Origin of the sequence: Prevotella marseillensis (genome assembly GCF_900625065.1) — a bacterium.
Taxonomy (GTDB): domain Bacteria; phylum Bacteroidota; class Bacteroidia; order Bacteroidales; family Bacteroidaceae; genus Prevotella; species Prevotella rara.
Genome location: NZ_UYXY01000001.1, coordinates 1,918,433 through 1,939,080 on the forward strand (window position 1 = coordinate 1,918,433; position 20,648 = coordinate 1,939,080).

10 protein-coding genes and 2 pseudogenes are annotated in these 20,648 nt (G+C 48.2%); 7 read left to right on the forward strand and 5 right to left on the reverse strand.

Translation table 11 applies throughout. The annotated features are described in order from the left end of the window. Nucleotides 1–77: 77 nt before the first annotated feature. The 5 genes from EJL04_RS07885 to EJL04_RS07905 form a co-directional block, all read right to left on the reverse strand. Complete coding sequence (locus EJL04_RS07885; RefSeq protein ID WP_125104613.1) at nucleotides 78–923, reverse strand: DUF3737 family protein; 846 nt, start codon at nucleotides 921–923, stop codon at nucleotides 78–80. Between the two features lie 376 nt (nucleotides 924–1,299). Then, complete coding sequence (locus EJL04_RS07890; RefSeq protein ID WP_125104614.1) at nucleotides 1,300–1,707, reverse strand: (deoxy)nucleoside triphosphate pyrophosphohydrolase; 408 nt, start codon at nucleotides 1,705–1,707, stop codon at nucleotides 1,300–1,302. Nucleotides 1,708–1,754: 47 nt separating this feature from the next. Further along, the gene (locus EJL04_RS07895) at nucleotides 1,755–3,203 is read right to left on the reverse strand and encodes an MFS transporter (protein ID WP_125104615.1); all 1,449 of its coding nucleotides are present in this window, start codon (nucleotides 3,201–3,203) and stop codon (nucleotides 1,755–1,757) included. Nucleotides 3,204–3,429: 226 nt separating this feature from the next. Then, the gene (locus EJL04_RS07900) at nucleotides 3,430–5,244 is read right to left on the reverse strand and encodes a S41 family peptidase (RefSeq protein ID WP_125104616.1); all 1,815 of its coding nucleotides are present in this window, start codon (nucleotides 5,242–5,244) and stop codon (nucleotides 3,430–3,432) included. Nucleotides 5,245–5,359: 115 nt separating this feature from the next. Next, complete coding sequence (locus EJL04_RS07905; RefSeq protein WP_125104617.1) at nucleotides 5,360–6,163, reverse strand: CPBP family intramembrane glutamic endopeptidase; 804 nt, start codon at nucleotides 6,161–6,163, stop codon at nucleotides 5,360–5,362. A 248-nt stretch (nucleotides 6,164–6,411) separates the two neighbouring features. Between EJL04_RS07905 and EJL04_RS07910 the strand changes: the two genes are divergently transcribed. From EJL04_RS07910 to EJL04_RS16600, 7 genes and pseudogenes are all read left to right on the forward strand, one after another. Continuing rightward, complete coding sequence (locus tag EJL04_RS07910; RefSeq protein WP_125104618.1) at nucleotides 6,412–6,765, forward strand: hypothetical protein; 354 nt, start codon at nucleotides 6,412–6,414, stop codon at nucleotides 6,763–6,765. Nucleotides 6,766–7,058: 293 nt separating this feature from the next. Further along, entirely contained in the window at nucleotides 7,059–9,368 is a 2,310-nt protein-coding gene (locus EJL04_RS07915; RefSeq protein WP_125104619.1) for a TonB-dependent receptor, read from the forward strand. 948 nt (nucleotides 9,369–10,316) lie between these two features. After that, nucleotides 10,317–11,228: an Abi family protein gene (locus EJL04_RS07920; RefSeq protein WP_021853789.1), complete on the forward strand. Its 912-nt coding sequence runs from the start codon at nucleotides 10,317–10,319 to the stop codon at nucleotides 11,226–11,228. A 434-nt stretch (nucleotides 11,229–11,662) separates the two neighbouring features. Further along, nucleotides 11,663–16,036: a two-component regulator propeller domain-containing protein gene (locus EJL04_RS07925; RefSeq protein WP_125104620.1), complete on the forward strand. Its 4,374-nt coding sequence runs from the start codon at nucleotides 11,663–11,665 to the stop codon at nucleotides 16,034–16,036. 396 nt (nucleotides 16,037–16,432) lie between these two features. Then, nucleotides 16,433–18,034 (forward strand): annotated as a pseudogene (locus EJL04_RS07930) (RHS repeat domain-containing protein); the annotation flags it as partial. A gap of 109 nt (nucleotides 18,035–18,143) precedes the next feature. Continuing rightward, complete coding sequence (locus tag EJL04_RS07935; RefSeq protein ID WP_125104622.1) at nucleotides 18,144–18,686, forward strand: hypothetical protein; 543 nt, start codon at nucleotides 18,144–18,146, stop codon at nucleotides 18,684–18,686. 808 nt (nucleotides 18,687–19,494) lie between these two features. After that, a pseudogene (locus EJL04_RS16600) lies at nucleotides 19,495–20,406 on the forward strand (RHS repeat-associated core domain-containing protein); the annotation flags it as partial. Between the last annotated feature and the right edge of the window lie 242 nt (nucleotides 20,407–20,648).

Below are 20,648 nucleotides of genomic sequence, written 5' to 3' on the forward strand. Positions count from 1 at the left end.
TTGTCAGGCCGAAAGCAGCGCACCAGCCCTTTGGCCGGCACGTTGCCCTATATGCGTCAGCACCATAAGCAATGATGTCAGCCTCTGGTCTTTATCTCGCAGTTGGCTGGTGCCTTGATGTTCTCGTCGATAGTTACCGAACCTATTGAGTCGGCCACAATAACGCCCGATGTCGGATTCTTGATGTTGGCGATAGCTCCGCGTATGTCGGCGTTGAGCGTAGAATACTCGAAGGCCCTGTCGCACTCACTGTCGAACGTGCAGTTTTCCAACACCAGGTCGTGAGCATAGCACAGCGGCTGTTCGCCTGAGATATGGCAGTTTACAAGGCGCAGGTTGCGCGAGTGCCATCCAAGATACTCGCCGTTAAGCTCTGAGTCGTAGATAGTAACGTTCTCCACCTCCCAGAAGGCATCCTTCGTGGTTATCTTGGCGTTGTGTATCTCTACGTTCTTTACATACTGGAACACGTATTTGCTGTCGCTCTCAAAGCCGTCTATGCATATGTCGTTGCTGAACATGAAGGGATAAGTGCCGCCGTGCAACTTCAGGTTCTTCACGTTGATGCGGTTGCAGCGCCAGAATATCTCGTCGGCGTCGTTTATCTCAACGTTCTCGATGTCGATGTCGTTCATCTCGCGGAACATCTTCGGCGCGTCTATCACGGTGTTCTTCATTGTCAGATGGTCTGAATACCACAATGCAGAACGTCCGCCTACGGCAAAATAGCAGTTGTCTATCGTGAATCCGTGGACATGCCAGAACGGATAGTTGCCTTCAAATCGGCAGTTAGTGGCCACAATGTTGCTGCATTCCTTTATGGCCGACTCGCCTTCGCGTATGGTTACGTTGTTGATGTGCAGGTCGTGCGACGCGAACAACGGGCGTTCGCCGCCAAATTCGGTGTTCTCAATCAGTTTCATAATATGTAATCTTTTTATAATTTATTTTTTCGTTGTCAGTAGAGCTGTAGAGCGTTTCTTGCGCATCCGGCTTTAACAGACTATCGTCAGCAACGATATTTCTGCTGTTTTTTCTTTTGCAAAAATACGTATAATCAGATAAAAAAGCTGTATCTAATTTACTGATTAGATGAAACAATTCACAGAAAATATGATTTGCTCAAATTAATTAACCGCCAATATAGGACTTTTCGGCACAAAATGATGACACAGAAACATTTGGCGGAGCTACCTGATTACCCCGAAACAACAGTTTATACTTACACCTGAAAGCAGCAGAATAATAACAAAAAAGGTTGGCATCAACGGCAAAACGGCCGACAGAATCAATGGCTTTTCAGCGCAAATCTGACTCTTCAATACATCTAACCACCGCAAGATCAGCCTCTGCCCAGTCGACTGAGCGCAGCTCTTTAGCGCCGAGCCACACATAGTCTACATGCTCCGAGAGAACGAACCCGTCTGACAGCGGCTCGCAGAAATATGCGTTGAGCGTTATCGAAAAGTCGGGATAATCATGACGGGCAGCCACAATCAGGCTGCCTACAGATATGTCATAATCAAGTTCCTCGGCAAGTTCGCGTCTCAAAGCCTCCTGCGGCGTTTCGCCGGACTCAATCTTTCCGCCCGGGAACTCGTATTTGTAGCTTGTATAACTGTATTTTGTGCGGCCCTTTTTCACGCAGAAATATTTTCCGTCCTTGCGTATTACAGCTGCCACCACATTATAATGTTTAGCGTTCATATTCAGCCTTTCTCCTTTTCTTGTTTCTTATATACTGCCGCAAACGGTCATTCGCCCTGCCCTTCTGCCGCTTTGCGTCTCTTTGCCAGTTCTGCCTGCATCTTCTCGTTGAAACGCTTTGTTATGGGATAAAACACTACCGACGCCAAAGCTATGCCGAACACCACTGCCGGCACTATGCTCGACACGAGGCGTATGCCCTCAACAGCCCCGCTGCTCTGCATGGCTGTGCCGCCCGACACGTAGCCGAATGCCGACAGCAGTATGCCAGACAAGGCTCCGCCGAAGCCGAGCCCCATCTTCAGTGCAAACATTATGCCCGAGAAGCAGAAGCCTGTTGCGCGCCGGTGGTTGAGATATTCCATATAGTCGGCCACATCTGCCACCATTGCCCACATAAGAGGTATCGTCGGGGCATAGGCCAGACTCTTCAATACGCACAGCAGATAAACAAGCACAACATCGTCGGGCGAAGGCAGATAGAACAGAGCCTGAAACAATACGGTGAGCGACAGGCACACTATATATACGGTCTTCTTGCCCAACTTGCCGGCAAGCCATCCCGAAAGGAACACCACACCGACAAACTGCATTATGGCGTTGAGTATGTTGAACAGCGAGAAGCCTGCCGAATAAGCCTCACGCTCCGTATCGGCAAGTCCGAAGTTATGCAGAAACTCATAGAGCGAGCGCTGGTCGAGATAGCTCTGAAAATAAAAGTTCATCGACGAGCCGAACATCGCCAGTGAGGTATATACGGCAAGACACAGCACAAACATTACGCGCCACGACACGTTGCCGAAGGTTTCCTTTACGTCTTCCTTAACGCTTGCCTTCTGTTGCGGCGGCTGGGCTATGCGCTCTCTGGTGGTGAAGAATGTTATGAGCAGACAGATAAAGGCGATGAAGGCAAACAGCAGAATGGTGCGACTCCATCCGCGACTCGCATCCGAACCGCCAAGGCGGTCAATCAGCGGCAGCGTAAAGCCCTGCACGGCAAACTGAGCTATGGTGCTTGCCACAAACCTCACCGTGTTGATGCTTGTGCGCTCCTTTATATTGGCCGTCATCACTCCGCCGAGCGAGGCGTAAGGCGTGTTGTTGAACGAATACATCATCAGCAGAAGCACATACGACACGGCGGCATAAACGGCCAGCAGCGTCTTGTCCTGTATGTCGGGCCTGTGGAAGGCAAGGATGTAGAACAGGCAGAACGGCAGGGCCGACGCCAGTATCCACGGACGATATTTGCCCCAGCGCGTGCTTGTGCGGTCGGTCAGTATGCCCACTATCGGGTCGGCAAATGCACTCACCATAGGCGCCACAAGCAGCACCGAGCCTGCAATGGCTCCGTTGAGTCCGAACACGTCGGTGTAAAACTTCAGCTGATATATCATTATCATCTGAAACACCAGATTGGCAGCCAGGTCGCCCAACGAATAGCCTACCTTCTCGCCGAAAGAAATCTTACCGTTATATGAATTATCTGCTGACATTGTTCTTATCTAGCTTTTCGTTTACATGGCGTATACCTCTGCCAGGCTCACGCCCATTGCTCCGGCTCATAACCATGAGACCGGCACACCGCCCCTCTCAGGGCCATGTTATTAGCAGGAACAAAAGTAATAAAAATTCCTGACAGGAATAACAAAACAGCGAAATAATACAATAAATTATATTACCGTCAGCAATTCAAATTCCGTCCGTATATCTTTATCCTCTTCATTCGTCCATTTTCAGTGCCACGTTTAAAATTCTGTCGTAGCCATTCATATAGTCTGTGGCATAAACGGGAATTGTGATGTCGGGCTTAATGCCTCTTGCGTGATGCTGTTCACCGTCCATGCAGCGCATGAGCATCCCTGTCATTGAGAAAGGAAACAGGGGCAATCCAAACATCGTCATGTCACCCGTTGTGCCGGCAGTGGCCTGCCCAACAATCTTCCCCAACTTATAATTACGCACCATCATCAATATTGTCTCTCCCCAGCTTACAGTTGCTCCATCGCACAAGAATGTTGCAGGCAGGGCTATATGCGGCTGTTTAGCCTTTAGCGTTTCGCTATTTACACGCCATGTAACATTTTGCTGATATGGAAAATTGTTTATCGGAACTTCAGTGGCCGGAGCCGTTACGTCGGATGCAATCAGATGAGCCAGAATATCTTCAAACTGATAAGTGGGAAGTCCGCGCAGGTCGAAACACAACCCTCTGACATCGGGCGTCAATGCCGACATAAAAAGTTTCTCGTTCAGCTCGCGTGAAGTGGCGTTGACATACAGTATTCCGTTCTCTAATTTCCTTATAGGCTGTTTTTCCTTCTCCATCTTCGGAATATTCTGGCTCCGTGCATATAGAGTGTCCTCATATGCCTGTCCCGAAGCATTGACAGTCTGAATAACAAAAGGCGTGCCGTATTCGGCTGAAGACAGCATCTTTTCCACAGCCATCTTGTCGCGATGGGCTTCTGTGGCGGCATTGGTTATCTGTCTGCAATACTGCAAACGCTCAGATGCCTGTTGACCGTTTACGGCATTGAGTATGCGCCACGGTTGCTTGCCGTCTGTCCCTATCATTACAAGCAGCGTGTCGTTCACCGCTTTTGTCTCGGCTTCAGCGTAAAATTCGGGCAGATATGTTGACATGATACCTGAAACATTCATATCTCTACGCACAAACATATGCCCGTCCTTCACCGGATTCATAAAGCGGCAAAGCGTATCATACCATTCCACAAGCGACTCAAAAGAATTTACGCCTGCCATTTGAACGGCTTTTTGCAGATATCTTTCCAACTGGTTGTCCCAATCGAGACTGTCTTCTTCGTAATACGGATAAAAATGTCTTACTATATTCCAGCGTACTGTTATATCAGCCACTCTCACCGCCTTGTCCGACAGCAGTCCGAAAATGAATCGCCTTCTTTTTGACAAAGCCTTATCGTCAATCTGATGATTCTTCCAATAGTCCTTTGCGTCTGCAAGCAAACGGCGTGTTGCCTTGCCGTCAAACTTTTCTTCGGGCAGCGCATGCTGTACGTTAAGGTATTTCCCTTTGCCAACAGGACAAGAGTAATATCTGCAAGCCAAAGGCACGGCTGCCGTATCAGTGCTGCCGGAAATCGTTGAGAGTTTTTTGTAATATGGTATATAGTCGGCAAGTCCGGGCATAAGCAGCTTGGCAAGAAAAGGAACATTGAGCTCGCCCGAACCGCTATAGCTGTAATACATGGCACGGCCACCTGAGCATGTGTCATTTTCACCCGAGGACGAAACAGGCACGGCAGTGAACGACATTGTAGGGGCAAGCGGCTTGAACAATGTCTCTAGGGATTGCGTCTCCGCCCTGTCTGCAAGCAGCGCACACACTTTCATCCAGTCGCTTTCCGACCAGTCTTGTGTATATGGATTGGGCGAAAAGTAACGGACTATGCCATACGTGCGGGCAAACTCCACATATCGTGATGTATCTGCAGCCACGACATCTGCCACAAACGCAAACATACCAAACAACAACAGAATTATTTTGTTTTTCATATTATATTCACATTAAAAGAATATCACCTGTCATTATATTGCGTTATCAAACTGTCATTATATTTGTAACATCAAAAAATCAAGCAAAAGCGGTGTGTTTCCGCCCAAAAACTTTTTATGAAATCCTTCTGAATCTATTAATTAAGGCAACCAATATCAGCAGGCAGAATATGGCGATAATGATGAATCTGGTCTGATTCATTATGTCGGCATAGAAACTGCTGCCGGGGCTTATATAATCTATGACGCATGATGCAGAATTGTTTACCAGGTGCATGCCGAAGCACACCATGACGTTGCGCGTTTTATAATAAACCCAGCCTATAAGTATTCCGCTTATGAACGTGCCGATAATCAGGCTTGGATAGAAATGCAGTATTGAGAACATAAAGGCGGAAATCAGAATACCTATCCACGGATTTGTCTTCCATTGGAGCAGTTTTTCCTCTATACCTCCGCGAAACACTATCTCTTCTGCCAGCGGAGCCAGTATGCTGATGCCTATTATACTTGCAAAAGAGAGCTGTCCGTCAGCTGCAACGGCTTCGCTATAGTCGTTAAGGTTTAGGGCCGAAACAAAAAGGTTGAGCGGCAATATTGAAACCAACATCATCAGCATTGCCATCAGATAGACTGATGCCGGAGAGTTATCTGAGCCATGCTGACCAAAAGACGGCAGCTTCACATATTTTCTCTTTATAAAGAGTGCGGCGATAAACAGATTGCTCAGAATCAGCGTGGCGCTGTCCATACTGCCCAACTGCATGACATCCTCTATCGGCATGTTGTTGTTGAGTACGTAATTCTCAAAAATCCAGCCGGCAACATAAACAATGGCCGGTACAAGTATCAATACGCCAAGAATGTATAACACGTAATATGTTATGGCGACAAATGGTTTTGGCATTGTTTCCATCATAATTTATAAGTTTTTATAAGTTCTCCATATTTTATTTAAGGCATCGGCCTGAGTATGTTACGATTGTTGCCAGCCGACATCATGTCTGCAAATATATAAAATTATTTGTATTGCCGCCCGTTAATCTGAAAAAATATATAGGCCATAGAGAAAAACAATACCTTTTCCGATTCCGACAGCAGATTAATTCTTATTTCTTTGCGTTTATCTTTTTATTTCATAATTTATATGTATCTTTGCCGCCGGATATGACACAACGCTCACGAACGCTGACAAGAGCATGCGCTGCCATGCTGCTTACCGTGTTTATGGCTTATTATGCCATAATCTCGGTGTATGCCCACGTGCATGTGGTCAACGGCGTGATGGTGGTTCACTCACATCCCTTTAAAGACAAGCACAGCCACCCTACGGGGCAGACGCTCGTGCTGCATCACCTCACACATTTTAATTCGCTCGAAGCCGGACCTGCAGCCAAGATTGAGGCGCCCGACGTGAAGTTTATTCACACAAGCTACAGCGAATATGCAGTGGCACACGCCACGCCCGACTACAATTCGGGCATATATCTGCGCGCGCCCCCCGTTTCTTCATTTTCATAAATCATTTTATCCCGAAATCGGCCGTTGGCATTCGGTTGGATTTTTGTTTTGCATTGGGCTGACTGACGTATGACTTTTTGCCGGCATGGTGAACTATGCCTGCGAAAAAGCAGACGGCATGACGGCAACAAGAAAGCGAAAATACGGCCGGTAAGGTTATATCCTATGGCATTAATAACCTCCAAACGGCCCGATGACCGATCAGGGTTTATCTCAACATTATTATTTATGCTGTGACGACGCAGGCATGCCGTGCCGTCATGGCCGGATATTACGCATTTTTTAAGAAATAAATGAAGAAACTAATATTACTTTTTCTGGCGGGCCTGCTGTGCTCGCTGGCAGGGATGGCCCATCCCGTTGAACCAAGTACGGTGAAAGAGGGCAACATCATAACAGGACACGTCATTGAGAAAGGAACAGAGGAAAACCTGGCCTACGCCACGGTGCTTATTGTGGAAAACGGCATGGGCACCGTTACGGGCGACGACGGCCACTTCCGCCTGAAGGATGTGCCGGCAGGCAAATACACGCTGAAGGTGCAGCTCATGGGCTATGCCTCGCAGACCAAGACCGTTGTGGTGAGCAACGAATATACCGTAGACCTGCACTTCGTGATGGAGAAAGAGGACATCATGATGGACGAGGTGGTTGTCTCGGCCAACAGAAACGAGACCAACAGAAGGGTGGCTCCGGTGGTGGTGAACGTGATGAACAGCAAGCTGTTTGAGACGGTCAACTCTACCGACCTTGCCAAGTCGCTCAGCTACCAGTCAGGACTGCGCGTGGAGAACAACTGCCAGAACTGCGGCTTTCCGCAGGTTAGGATCAACGGTCTTGAGGGTCCTTACTCGCAGCTGCTCATAAACAGCCGCCCCGTGATGAGTGCGCTGTCGGGCGTGTACGGGCTGGAACAGATACCCGTAAGCATGATCGAGCGCGTAGAGGTGGTGCGCGGCGGAGGCTCGGCGCTGTTTGGCGCCAACGCCGTGGGCGGCACCATCAACATCATAACCAAGGACCCTATAAACAACTCGTTTCAGGTAAACTCTACGATGTCGAACCTCGGCGGCAAGACATGGGAGCAGTATTTCGGCGCAAACGCCTCGCTCGTGTCCAAGGACCGCACCTACGGCGTGGCATTCTATCAGGCTTACAGAAACCGCAACCCTTATGATGCCGACGGCGACGGCTTCTCCGAGCTGGGCAAGCTCAACATGAACACCTTCGGACTGAGGGGATATTACCGCCCCACGCAGTTCAGTCGCCTGAGCATAGAGTATCACACCACCAACGAATTCCGCCGCGGAGGCAACAAGTTTGACCTGCAGCCGCACGAAACCGACATAACCGAGCAGACGCGCCACGTGATAAACAGCGGCGGACTGACCTACGACATATTCATGAACGAATACAAGCACAAGCTGTCCGTGTACGGCTCGGTGCAGCACACCGACCGCGACAGCTACTACGGCGCGGGCATGGACGCCAACGCCTACGGCACTACCGACGACCTTACGGCCGTGGGCGGAGCCATGTACTCGGGCAACTTCGACCGCATGCTGTTCGCGCCTGCCACGCTGACGGGAGGCTTTGAATACCAGTTTAACGGGCTTCACGACGTCATGACGGGCTACGGCCGCGACCTGAAACAGTATGTGAGGATTGCCGGGGCGTACCTGCAGAACGAATGGAAGATGAGATACCTGACGCTGCTTGCCGGATTCAGGCTCGACAAGCACAACCTCGTGGACAACGTGATATTCAGTCCGCGCGTCAACCTGCTGTGGAAACCCACCGACAGGCTGCAGGGCCGACTGACATGGTCTACCGGATTCAGGGCGCCGCAGGCTTACGACGAAGACCTGCACGTGGCTGCCGTGGGCGGCGAGGCGATGATGATAAAGCTGGCAGACGGACTGAAACCCGAACGCTCAAACAGCTTCAGCGGCTCGGTTGACTGGGCTTTCAATCTGGGACACTTCAGCTCTAACCTGCTCATAGAGGGTTTCTACACCATGCTCAACGACGTTTTCTATCTCGAAGAGACAGGATTCGACGAGACCACGGGCACCAAGATACAGGAGCGCCGCAACGGCCACGGGGCAAGAGTCTACGGAGCCAACATCGACTATAAGATAGCCCACGGCAAGGAGGCGCAGCTGCAGCTGGGCTTCACCGTGCAGCAGAGCCGCTACACCGAGGCGCTGGCATGGAGCAGCGACCCCGACGTGGCGCCTACAAAGCGCATGACGCGCACGCCCGACTGCTACGGCTACTTCACCTTCACGTCGGCTCCGCTCAAAAACTTCGACTTCTCTGTGTCGGGTGTCTACACGGGCAGCATGCTCGTGCCCCACTTTGCGGGATACATAGAGAAAGACAGAATGGAGAAGACGCCCGACTTCATGGACCTGAACCTGAAGCTCAACTACACCTTCGTGTTGAACGACCATCTGAAACTGCAGTTCAACGGCGGCGTGAACAACATATTCAACGCCTTTCAGAAGGACCTTGACAAGGGTGCCGACCGCGACTCAAAATATTTCTATGGCCCCACTCAGCCGCGCACGCTGTTCATAGGCGTCAAGATATTCAACTGACACTAACGGCTGCAATTATCGGCCGCAACCATGCCCTGCCCCGCTACACACAGCATCTGCCGCAACAGCCATGCGGCAATGGTGCATGTGTAGCGGGGCATTTCGTCTGCACAAGCCAGACTGATGACAGCGAAACGGAGCTGAAACGCCAGCTCCACGAAAGAAAAGTCTTTACATTTTTCATGTACAGAGTTTTCTTTAAAATAGAAAACGGACTTATAACGGATGTTAAAGAAACAGACATTCAAGCCTTCGGGATTTAACTTTGATTTACAATTAACGCCGTCTGACACCCCCAGACCAATGGTTTTTATGCCCTTAATCAGGCTTTTTAGAGGCACAAGTCAATGACTTACGAGTTGAAAACCTATTGTTTTTCACCCGTAAGTGGCCGAGTTATATTTTTTAACATTCACGCCCCGACATCTCTATCGGCATAAATCACACTATATCAACAACTTAACAAAATTACGAAATTTCAGCGTTTTTCGTCCGAAAGCCGTGTCTGCGCTGACGGAGGCCATTCTGAGAGCGTCAAAATCAAAAAGTTTTCTGTCTGCCAAGTTCTCAACAGGCAATAAAATAGAGGCGAGTAAATCCCGCTAAAATTCATCTCGATTTACTGTTTTAAAACTAGATTTAAAAAGTAGATATTTAGGCTTAATTTGTTCTCTTGAGAAGCCGAATTTATTCTAACCATTTCATTCCAAAACACAAGGGAAAAAGTAATATAAATTGCTGATGCCAATCTAATGTTTTTACATAAGTTGTTATAGAATGTCGATTAAGATGGCAGAATATAGAACTGATGTATTATTTATCAAATTATTTATCAGATTTTTTGGGAAAAATTGTGAGAATAAGGAAAATATAGTATTTTTGCATCAACATACTTACCCCGCTTCCCACTAGAACAGCGCGCTCAGGGTAAGTTTTTTTATTAAAGATATGTCGAAGCAAATATATAACCAACCACAGATTTCGGTAAGTGAGCAGATTCAGCTATTAAAATCAGAAGGTCTGTCTTTCAAAGACGAAAAGCGTGCATTTCATTTGTTGCAGAATATCAGTATGTTTAGGATGAAAAGCTATCTCAAACCATTCAGACAGCACGAAAGTCATCAGTTTAAAATCGGCTCTACTTTTGAGGAAGCATACAATATTTACAAGTTCGATTCTGAACTTAGGAAGATGGTTTGCTCGGAACTGGAGAAGATAGAGGTGTCTGTTCGGACGCAGTTGTCATTGATTATGAGTGATGCAGCCGGTATATATTGGTTTGAGGATTCTGCGAATTTCCGTAATGCGAACCGTCATTCTTCCTTACTGAAAAGTTTGGATGAAGAACTTCACCGCAGTGATGATGATGCCATTGTTGCCTTTCAACAGAACTATTCTAACAAATTTCCTCCGAGTTGGATGACCTTTGAAGTCAGCTCATTTGGTACACTCTCCATGATGTACAGATGGCTCAATGCCGGTCTGTCGAGACGTCAGGTGGCAAAGTTCTATGGCCTGTCAGATACTGTAATGGAATCATGGCTGCACTCCATCGTCTATGTTCGCAATATCTGTGCACATCATAGCCGTTTATGGAATCGCAGACTTAGCATCAATGCCATAGTGCCAAGACGCACCAATCTAACTTTTATTCCAATCCCGAGTGATACCAAGAAAGTATATTACGTGCTTTCAATCATACTGTACTTCTTACAAACAGTAAATCCCAATACTACTTTTCCTGCCCGTTTTAAGGCATTGCTTAATAAATATCCTTCTATTGATGTATCTGCAATGGGCTTTCCAACTAATTGGGAATTAAATTCCTTATGGACTGATATAACAACATGTAGGATATAACTCATCAAAAGAGCTTCTGTGAAAAGAAACTCAAAGATTCCCTACGGATACCTATACGCTGCCTGCAACTGATGCTGAATGCCAACATGCCGCGGGCATGACAGCAGAAATAAGCCGGAATGACATGAGGCAGACGGAGCCGTGGGGCCGCTGCAGAACAGGCAAACAGAACCGGCACGACAAGACTGAAAAACAATAGCCACAGAATTTACGCCGCTCACCAATAATCTGACACACAGACATTTTCATCACTTAATTCTTGCACAGATGTTTTTTTGTTATTATCTTTGCAAGACAAGTTTATACGAGCTATATACGGCAGTCTGACGCCATTGGACACAGATGCCTGCATCACGGCGCCGGCTGACTATCACCTTACATTTTGTTAATCTCTAAACAACTTACAGAATCAAAAAAATTAACACCATATAAAGATGAAATCCCTGTTGCGCCTTATATTGCTGATAACGTTATTACCCGCTGTCGCCGCGGCCCAGCCCGACATGATAGTGGAGCACTACACCAAGGAGAGCGGACTGCCAAGCAACACAGTGTACTGCGCGCAGAAAGACGGCGACGGCTTTGTGTGGTTCGGCACATGGCACGGCCTGTGCTCGTTCGACGGCACTACGTTCACGCCCTTCATAACACGCACCAACCACAGGTCGGACATGCCGCCGCGCAAGGTGCGCAACATCATTGGCGACAAGAACGGATATCTGTGGATACGCAACACGGACAACCATCTGTATATGTTCAACAAGTATGACGAAACCTACCACGACATATACAACGAGCTGAAAAAGCAGTCGCGCAACGTGCAGGTGATAAAGATACAGGCCATGGACAACGGCCACATAATGCTGCTGACGCGCAACAAGGACGTGTTTGAGGCATACGTCAACGAGGAGAAGAAGATTGAGGTGAGAAAGATATTCGACTCGCGGCGCCACATCGACCCAGCCACAATGAAACTGAAGACCAACATCCTGGGCGAAAACAGCCGCTATGTCTACTGGATAAGCAGGAGTCTGGTGCTCAACATCGTTACGAAGAAAAACAGCGCCCCGCTGCTGGGCAGGATAAAGGACAGAGACATAACATGCTTCAAGAAAAAGAAGCAGTATCTGTGCATCGGAACTGCACGCGGCATCCTGTATATCATCAACACCGCCAACGGTCACACCGACCAATATGCCTTCAAGGGGATGCAGTCGGCCGTGTCGAGCATAAACATCATCGACGGCAAGGTGTACTTCACCACGAAAGACGGGCTCTACTCCTTTGCCAGAGGCTCGGCACCGAGGCTCATAACATCGCAGGCATCGGGCATCACGCAGTCGTTCACCGACAAATATAACAAGCTGTGGCTGTGCTCCGGCAGGGGCCTGCTTATATGCCACGACCCCAAGACAGCCACGTCGCAGACTTTCACCATGCCCACAGACAGCCTGTTTGCAGAGATGAAGTTCAGAGACACAGGCGCCAACGGCCTGTTCATACTGATGCGCAACGGCGAGGTGTGGCGCTACAACCATCAGACAAGGATGGTGCAGAACATCAACCGGCAGAAAGACTTCAGCAACTACACGTCGGAGCCTCACTTCTTTGACATCGACATCGACGCAAACGGCATCCTGTGGCTGTCGTCCACCAGCAGCGGTGTCTACAAGGTGTGCTTCCCGCGATACAACTTCAGGTTTATGTTCCCGCAGATGCTCATAACCGACAACGACAGCGACAACAACGGCATACGCGCCGTATATCAGGCACGCAACGGCGACCTCTGGATAGGCACGCGCAAGGGCGAGCTGTTCTGCATGGACCTGAAGACCAGGAACATAAAGCGAAAGTTCAGCAGCAACGAGATAGGCCCAGTCTACCACATAATGGAAGACAAGAAGGGCAACTACTGGTTCTCTACAAAGGGCGCCGGACTGATAAAGGCCACACCCGACGCCATGGCGCCACAGGGACTGCGCATAACACGGTATACCAACAAGCGGGGCGACCGCAACTCGCTGAGCAGCAACCGCGTGTATTACACCTATCAGGACAGCCGCGGGCGCATATGGGTGTGCACCTTCTACGGCGGACTGAACCTCATAGAAGAACGCGGCGGCAGAATAATATTCAGAAACAAGCGCAACGGGTTCAGGCAGTATCCGCGCTACGAGCTATACACAGACGTGCGCTCCATAACCGAAGACCGCAACGGACGCATGTGGGTGGGCACAACAGACGGACTGATGTCGTTCGACGGAAAGTTCAGCAAGCCGTCTGACATAAAGTTTGAGACCTACCGCGAAAGCCACAAGTCGGGAATAACCGACAACGACATCTTCACGATGTATAAAGACCACAAGGGATATATCTGGATGGGCATATTCGGCAGCGGCCTCAACAAGATAGAATATTACGACGAGAAGAACCGCCAGCCCGTGCTGAAGACATACATGATAAACGAGAAGCAGGGCGGCGACGTCATATCATCTATCGTCGAAGACAAGAGCCACTGCCTGTGGATATGCACCGAGAACGGACTGGCAAGCATGAAGCAGGGCTCGTCTTACCTGAAGAGCTACGACAGGTTTGCGGGCTTCCCCGAGGTGAACATCGAGGACAACACATCGATATGCCTGCACAACGGCACCATACTGATAGGCAGCCGCCAGGGCCTGCTGTCGTTCGACCCTGAGGCAGTAAGAAACGACAACGACGCCCGATACCCCACCTTCATAACCAACTTCAAGGTGGTCAACCGCGAGCTGTGGGACTTCAATCCGCCGATATTCGAAGGCTCGCTGAAGTATGCCGACAAGATTGTGCTCGACCACGACCAGTCGACATTCACCATTGAGTTCTCAGCCCCCTACTACGCCGACAACAGCCTTATACCCTACACCTACATACTCGACGGATACGAAGACGAATGGCACAACAGCGGCACCAACCGCATAGCCTCGTATGCCAACGTACCGCCGGGCCACTATAAGTTCAGAGTTAAGGTCAACGACAACAACTCGCCCGAACGCGTCATCGAGATAATCATCAGTCCGCCGTGGTGGGCCACATGGTGGGCTTACACCATATACACCCTGCTGGCGCTGTTGGCTCTCTACGGTGCGCTGCGTCTCGTGATGTACATGATAAAGATGCGCAACGAGGTGTATATCAACGACCGTCTGGCCGAACTGAAGATACGCTTCTTCACCAACGTCAGCCATGAGCTGCGCACGCCGCTGTCGCTCATAAAGGGCCCGATAGAGGAACTGAAGAACACCGAGAAGCTGAGCCCTACGGGCAAGGAGTATATTAGCCTCATCGACCGCAACGCGCGCAAGATGCTGCAGCTGGTAAACCAGATACTCGACTTCCGCAAGATTCAGAACGGCAAGATGAAGATGCACGTGTCGTATGTCGACCTCAACAGCATGATAGAGCAGCTCATGCAGGAGTTCAGGATGCATGCCGAAGAGCGCGACATAGCCTTCGTGTTCGACAAGGCTGAAGAACACGTCACGGCATGGTGCGACGCCGAAAAGATAGCCATAGTGCTCAACAACCTGATGAGCAACGCCTTCAAGTACACCGGCGAGGGAGGCAAGATATGCATAGCGCTCGAACACGACTACGACAGGCACATGTGTACGATAAGGGTTGAAGACGACGGAGTGGGCATACCAAAGTCGCAGCTTGAGGTGATATTCGAGCGCTTCTCGCAGGCAAGCAACAAGACGTCTGACGACAACGCCTACGCCGGCACGGGCATCGGCCTTTCGCTGTCGAGAGAGTATGTCAACATGCACCACGGACGCATATGGGCCGAAAACATCGACGGAGGCAAGGGCGTGGTGTTCTCTGTAGAACTGCCTACTGGCCGCGAACACTTCGACGAGAAAGACATCGAAGTCTACTTCGACGACAACACGGCTGGCAGCAAGACAGCAGACGAGGCCGAAGCTGAACAGGACACGCAGGAGCAGAAAGCGGAAGAACCGCAGGACGACCTGCCTACGATAATGCTCATAGAGGACAACATCGACATGTGCCGCATGCTGCAGCTGCAGCTGCGAAGCAACAAATACAACGTGTTTACGGCGCACGACGGCGAAGAAGGACTGAAGAAGATTTATCAGCACCACCCCGACATAATAATAACCGACCTCATGATGCCGGGCATGGACGGCATGGAGCTGCTGCGCAACGTAAGACAAGACTTCAACATCAGCCACATACCCGTCATCGTGCTCACGGCAAAGAACACCGAGGAAGACAAGCTGACATCCATAAAGAGCGGAGCCAACGCCTTTATAACAAAGCCCTTCAGCAGCAGTCACCTCATGGCCAGAATAAACCAGCTGCTCGAGGAGCAGCGCATCTTCCAGCGCAAGATGGTGGTGCAGACCACCGTGGAGAGCACGGCCGAGGCGGCCAACGACTCTTACGAACAGCACCTCGTGAAGAAGGACATCGAGTTTGTACACAAGATTCATGAGATTATTGAGGAGAACCTCAACTCTAACGACTTCAACATCGACACCATAGCCGGCACGATAGGTCTTAGCCGCTCTGCCTTCTTCAAGAAGCTGAAGAGTCTGACGGGCTTTGCCCCGGTAGACCTCGTAAAGGAGATAAGGCTGACCAAGGCTGCACGCCTCATAGAGACAACCGACGACAGCATAACAGAGATAGCCTACTCTGTGGGCTTCCGCGACGCAGGCTACTTCGGCAAGTGCTTCCGCAAGAAATATGAAATGACGCCAAAGGAATACAGAGCCGAAAAACGTCAGGCGCAGCAGCAATAGCATTGCCGGAATTATGGCACGAAATAAAGCGACGGCACGAAATAAGACTTAAAAGCAAGCTAAGGAACTGCATAAACAGCACTCTGCATCAGCCTGCCTTCCGTCCCATTCGTTTATATTAACCGGAATGGACGGAAGGCACGTTGATTATATATAAACAGACAGCACGACAAAACTAACTTTCTTTCCAATATTGCAATAACATCGCTACGACAGCAAATCCTCTATGATAAAAGTACATTTTTTTGCTTTAAAAGAATAAAATTACAGTTTTTTTTCATATATTTGGAGTGCCGTACAACGGAAGGGACAACGATGACGATGTGGACGGCGAAGTGCTCATTGAAAAGCGGAACAACATCTGGAATACGACTTACCTCTTCAATGCGAAGGAGAAACCTCGTGTACGTCAACACGGGACGCACGAAGAAAGACGGAACGACAGACGAGAAAACCCATGAGCGCAAGCTGAAATGGGACGAGGAGAACCGTCTGCTGGCCTCTGACGATGACGGATTCGTGACCAACTACTGGTATGACGCTGACGGCGAGCGCACAGTGAAGACCAGCGGCGAGAGCGAGCAGGTGTATGTGAACTCAGAGTTTGCCGGCGGACGCACCAACACGGCCAAGTTCTCACTCTACGTGAGCCCTTATCTCGTGGCAAATCAGGGCGGACGCTACACCAAGCACATCTACATAGGCTCACAGCGCATCGTATCAAAGATAGGTGACTTCGCATCCTACGGCGCAGATCCGAGGCGCATACAATATGCCGGCAAAGAGGCTGACGCGGTAAATGTGGACTATGATGTTAAATATAGTCAACAACTGCAGGCAATCAAAGAAAATTATGCTACATTTGGAGTGCCGTACAACGGAACGGACAACGACGACTATGTGGACGGCGAGGGCTTCTGCTGTGACGACGGCACGATTGAAGCAGCCATCGCCCAGGCCAACGCACCGGAAGACAACTTCCAGGAAGGCGACGCATACGAGAAGTTGCAGTTCTATTACCATCCCGACCATCTGGGCAGCAGCAGCTACATCACCAATCTGGACGGTGAAGTGGTACAGCACATAGAGTACGTGCCGTTCGGCGAAGTGTTCATTGAAGAGCGGAACAATATCTGGAATACGCCTTATCTCTTCAACGCAAAGGAGTTTGATGAGGAGACTGGATTGTATTACTATGGTGCAAGATACTATGATCCGAGGTTGAGCGTATGGATGAGTACGGATGCTATGGAGGAAAAATATCCAGGCATAAGCACTTATTGTTACACTAATTGCAATCCTCTAAAATACATTGATATAGACGGAAATGATTGGTATAAAGATACCGATGGCACATATCAATATAATCCGAATGTTCATGCACAAACAGATTTACAGAAAAATCAAATTTACATGGGCAAAATTCTAAAGAACAAAGATAATTCTATAATTTATCGTAAAGACGGTAGCATTTGGTTTAAAAATGAAACAGCAGCTTATAATAGGATGTGGAAACAAGCAAACCAACATTATAAACGTAATGGTAACATACATGGACGTGAAGTTGCAGGGGTTGTCTTATCCAATAAGTCTGTTCTTGTTTTACCAGATTATAAGAATGACAATGAAACTTCTTATGTCGGAGCATATGGATATGAAATAATAGACGGTCGTACTTTGACAAAAGGAAATGAACGTTTATCAATCATTGGTCAGGTTCATACCCATCAAGATAAAAGTTTACCTGCAGAGGCTTCATTTTATACTGGGGACGGCTATGGAGATATGGGATTTTCTTTATATAATAATTCGCTTCCTGTCTTTACGATGGGACATGATGGCAAACTTCATGGTATTCGTGGATATGGAATTAATGAAAAACAACCCACAGCTTTACCTGTTTCCTTAAACGCAAACGATAAATCTTTGTCAAATTTATTAAAAGGGACAACCACTTTATCCAGTATAATTAAAAGATTGCCCAAATTAGTCAAATAATCAACTTGACGTGTAAAATATAAAAGTTTCCTTGTCCTTGTATAAAAAGGGCAAGGAAACTATAAAGTATAGAAACTGTTATAAATAAACTATATAAAAGGATTTTGCAATGAAATATAAAATATTCTTAATGCTTACTTGTATATTCATCTCGGCCTGTAATAAAAGAGGTAAGGAAGATGAATTGAGTAGTTTTTTAGGAAACAAGCATTTTATGCAGATTATCAATCAATATGCAACTACAGCAGGGTATGACAGTTATGTAATACTTCCAACAAATCGTCTGTCTAATTTTGACGAAAGGAAGCATGGATTTTTATTAGGGCCTTTATATAACGGTTTTCTTGCAGAACTGAAAGACTCTATTATAATCGAATTTTGCGAGGTGTCACACAGAAAAATATATGCGATGCCGGTTATTAAAAATAAAATGCAGAATCCAAAAGGAACGTTAAATGTAAAGTATTGCAATAGAGACAGCTTTTTAATAGCAAATTATAAAGGAAGAGAGATTTATACCCATAGCTGTTTGATTAATTTCCTAAAAAGAGCTATATTGATATATTATAATGACAAACAGGTTATAACAATGGAAAATCGTCCTGACACAATTGTTTTACCTAATATAAAATGCGATACATTGATTAATTAATAAGATTATAAATATTTTTATGATATTTTTCTTTGATTGAATACTATATCATACCCGTTGGCGGAATTACTTGATGCTTCCTTGTGACAGCTACTTACGGTTTACTGTTTTTCGGAAGATTTTGCTTACGGTTTTCACTTGCTTCCTGCAAGTTTGCAAGAGGCATCCTTTTACCGCATAAAAGGTTGTCTTTCAAAAGACAAAAAGCTATGTATTGCATACTGAAAGAACACTATTGGGAACTGTAAGCATGATCGTACCTCACAAAACAATTCCGCCAACTGGTTATATCATGTAATTATCAATAATGATAAGATACTATCAAATGAAATACAAATAATTCTCTTTTGAAACATGATTTTTGACATTTTCTGAACTTAATAGTCATCTATTAAACGCCATTATTTTTGACATGAAACAGAGTTGCATACCCTATCACTATCCCGACCACTCTGAGAACAACGTTAAGTACTACTACGGCGGACGCAACGCCTCACAGAACCGCATCGGCAGGCTGATGCTCCGCGAGGACGGAACAGGTGCCATAGAATACTTCTACGGCAAGATGGGCGAAGTGACCAAGACCCGACGTACGCTGATCGTGCCTAACCAGGCCATCGCCACCTACGTGACCCAGTGGACCTACGACAGCCACAACCGACTGCTGGAGATGATCTACCCGGACGAAGAGAAAGTGACCTACACGTATGACCTGGGCGGACAGCTTACGAACGTACACGGATACAAGTCGTACGGATATGACTATGTGAACCGCATAGGATATGACAAATTCGGCCAGCGAACGTACATGAAGTACTGCAACGGAGCGGAGACATTCTACACCTACGACCCGCAGCGTCGCAGACTGCAGAACCTGAAAGTGAATGCCGGAGGAAATACCATCATGGACAACGCCTACACGTATGACGCTGTGAGCAACGTGCTGAGCGTGGCAAACGGAGCAGCCCTGCCACAGAGCGGCAAGGCCGGCGGACAGATGAGCCACAGCTACACCTACGACGCACTCTATCGTCTGACAGGCGCAACCGGAACCTACACGGGGGCAGACAGCAAGACGGCAAGTTACACGCTGGCAATGGGCTACGACAATATGCACCGCATCACCTCGAAGAGCCAGCACCTGACGCAGGGCAACCTGCAGTTCGACGGCACGCTCAACGTGGGCTATGACCTGACGTACACCTACGGACAGGAAGATGGAAAGAAATTCCAGCTTGACAACGTCAGTGACGTGAACTACCGCACGGAAACCACTCCGGACGAGAGCCGGAAGACACGCAACAGCCACGCCTACGAGTATGACGCGAACGGAAACCTCGTGTACGTCAACACGGGACGCACGAAGAAAGATGGAACAACAGACGAGAAAGCCCATGAACGCAAACTGAAATGGGACGAGGAGAACCGCCTGCTGGCCTCCGACGACGGCGGATTCGTGACCAACTACTGGTATGACGCTGACGGCGAGCGCACTGTGAAGACCAGCGGTGAGAGCGAGCAGGTGTATGTGAACTCAGAGTTTGCCGGCGGACGCACCAACACGGCCAAGTTCTCACTCTACGTGAGTCCTTATCTCGTGGCCAACCAGGGCGGACGCTACACCAAGCACATCTACATAGGCAGTCAGCGCATTGTATCCAAGATCGGTGACTTCGCATCCTACGGCGCAGTTCCGAGGCGCATAGAGTATGCGGGCAATACATATACCTTATATTATATGGCCACAGTTCGTCGTCAGGCAAATAGATTTTAATTAAACAAGATGATTTATGCTCTCAGCCATCCTTGCTGGTCTTTTCGTACGTTTTTTCTTGACACAGCCCATTATGCCAGCGAAAAAGCGAACGGAAAGACTATTAAGATAAGGCAAAAGCACAGGCTGACCAATAACATAAAGCATTAACATTGCTGAATATTAATTACTGGTTGGGACATAAAAGA

Excerpts from the sequence above, each read along its gene's own strand:
- EJL04_RS07885 (WP_125104613.1), bottom strand. The coding sequence starts at position 923 with ATGAAACTGATTGAGAACACCGAATTTGGCGGCGAACGCCCGTTGTTC.
- EJL04_RS07890 (WP_125104614.1), bottom strand. The coding sequence starts at position 1,707 with ATGAACGCTAAACATTATAATGTGGTGGCAGCTGTAATACGCAAGGAC.
- EJL04_RS07895 (WP_125104615.1), bottom strand. The coding sequence starts at position 3,203 with ATGTCAGCAGATAATTCATATAACGGTAAGATTTCTTTCGGCGAGAAG.
- EJL04_RS07900 (WP_125104616.1), bottom strand. The coding sequence starts at position 5,244 with ATGAAAAACAAAATAATTCTGTTGTTGTTTGGTATGTTTGCGTTTGTG.
- EJL04_RS07905 (WP_125104617.1), bottom strand. The coding sequence starts at position 6,163 with ATGATGGAAACAATGCCAAAACCATTTGTCGCCATAACATATTACGTG.
- EJL04_RS07910 (WP_125104618.1), top strand. The coding sequence starts at position 6,412 with ATGACACAACGCTCACGAACGCTGACAAGAGCATGCGCTGCCATGCTG.
- EJL04_RS07915 (WP_125104619.1), top strand. The coding sequence starts at position 7,059 with ATGAAGAAACTAATATTACTTTTTCTGGCGGGCCTGCTGTGCTCGCTG.
- EJL04_RS07920 (WP_021853789.1), top strand. The coding sequence starts at position 10,317 with ATGTCGAAGCAAATATATAACCAACCACAGATTTCGGTAAGTGAGCAG.
- EJL04_RS07925 (WP_125104620.1), top strand. The coding sequence starts at position 11,663 with ATGAAATCCCTGTTGCGCCTTATATTGCTGATAACGTTATTACCCGCT.
- EJL04_RS07935 (WP_125104622.1), top strand. The coding sequence starts at position 18,144 with ATGAAATATAAAATATTCTTAATGCTTACTTGTATATTCATCTCGGCC.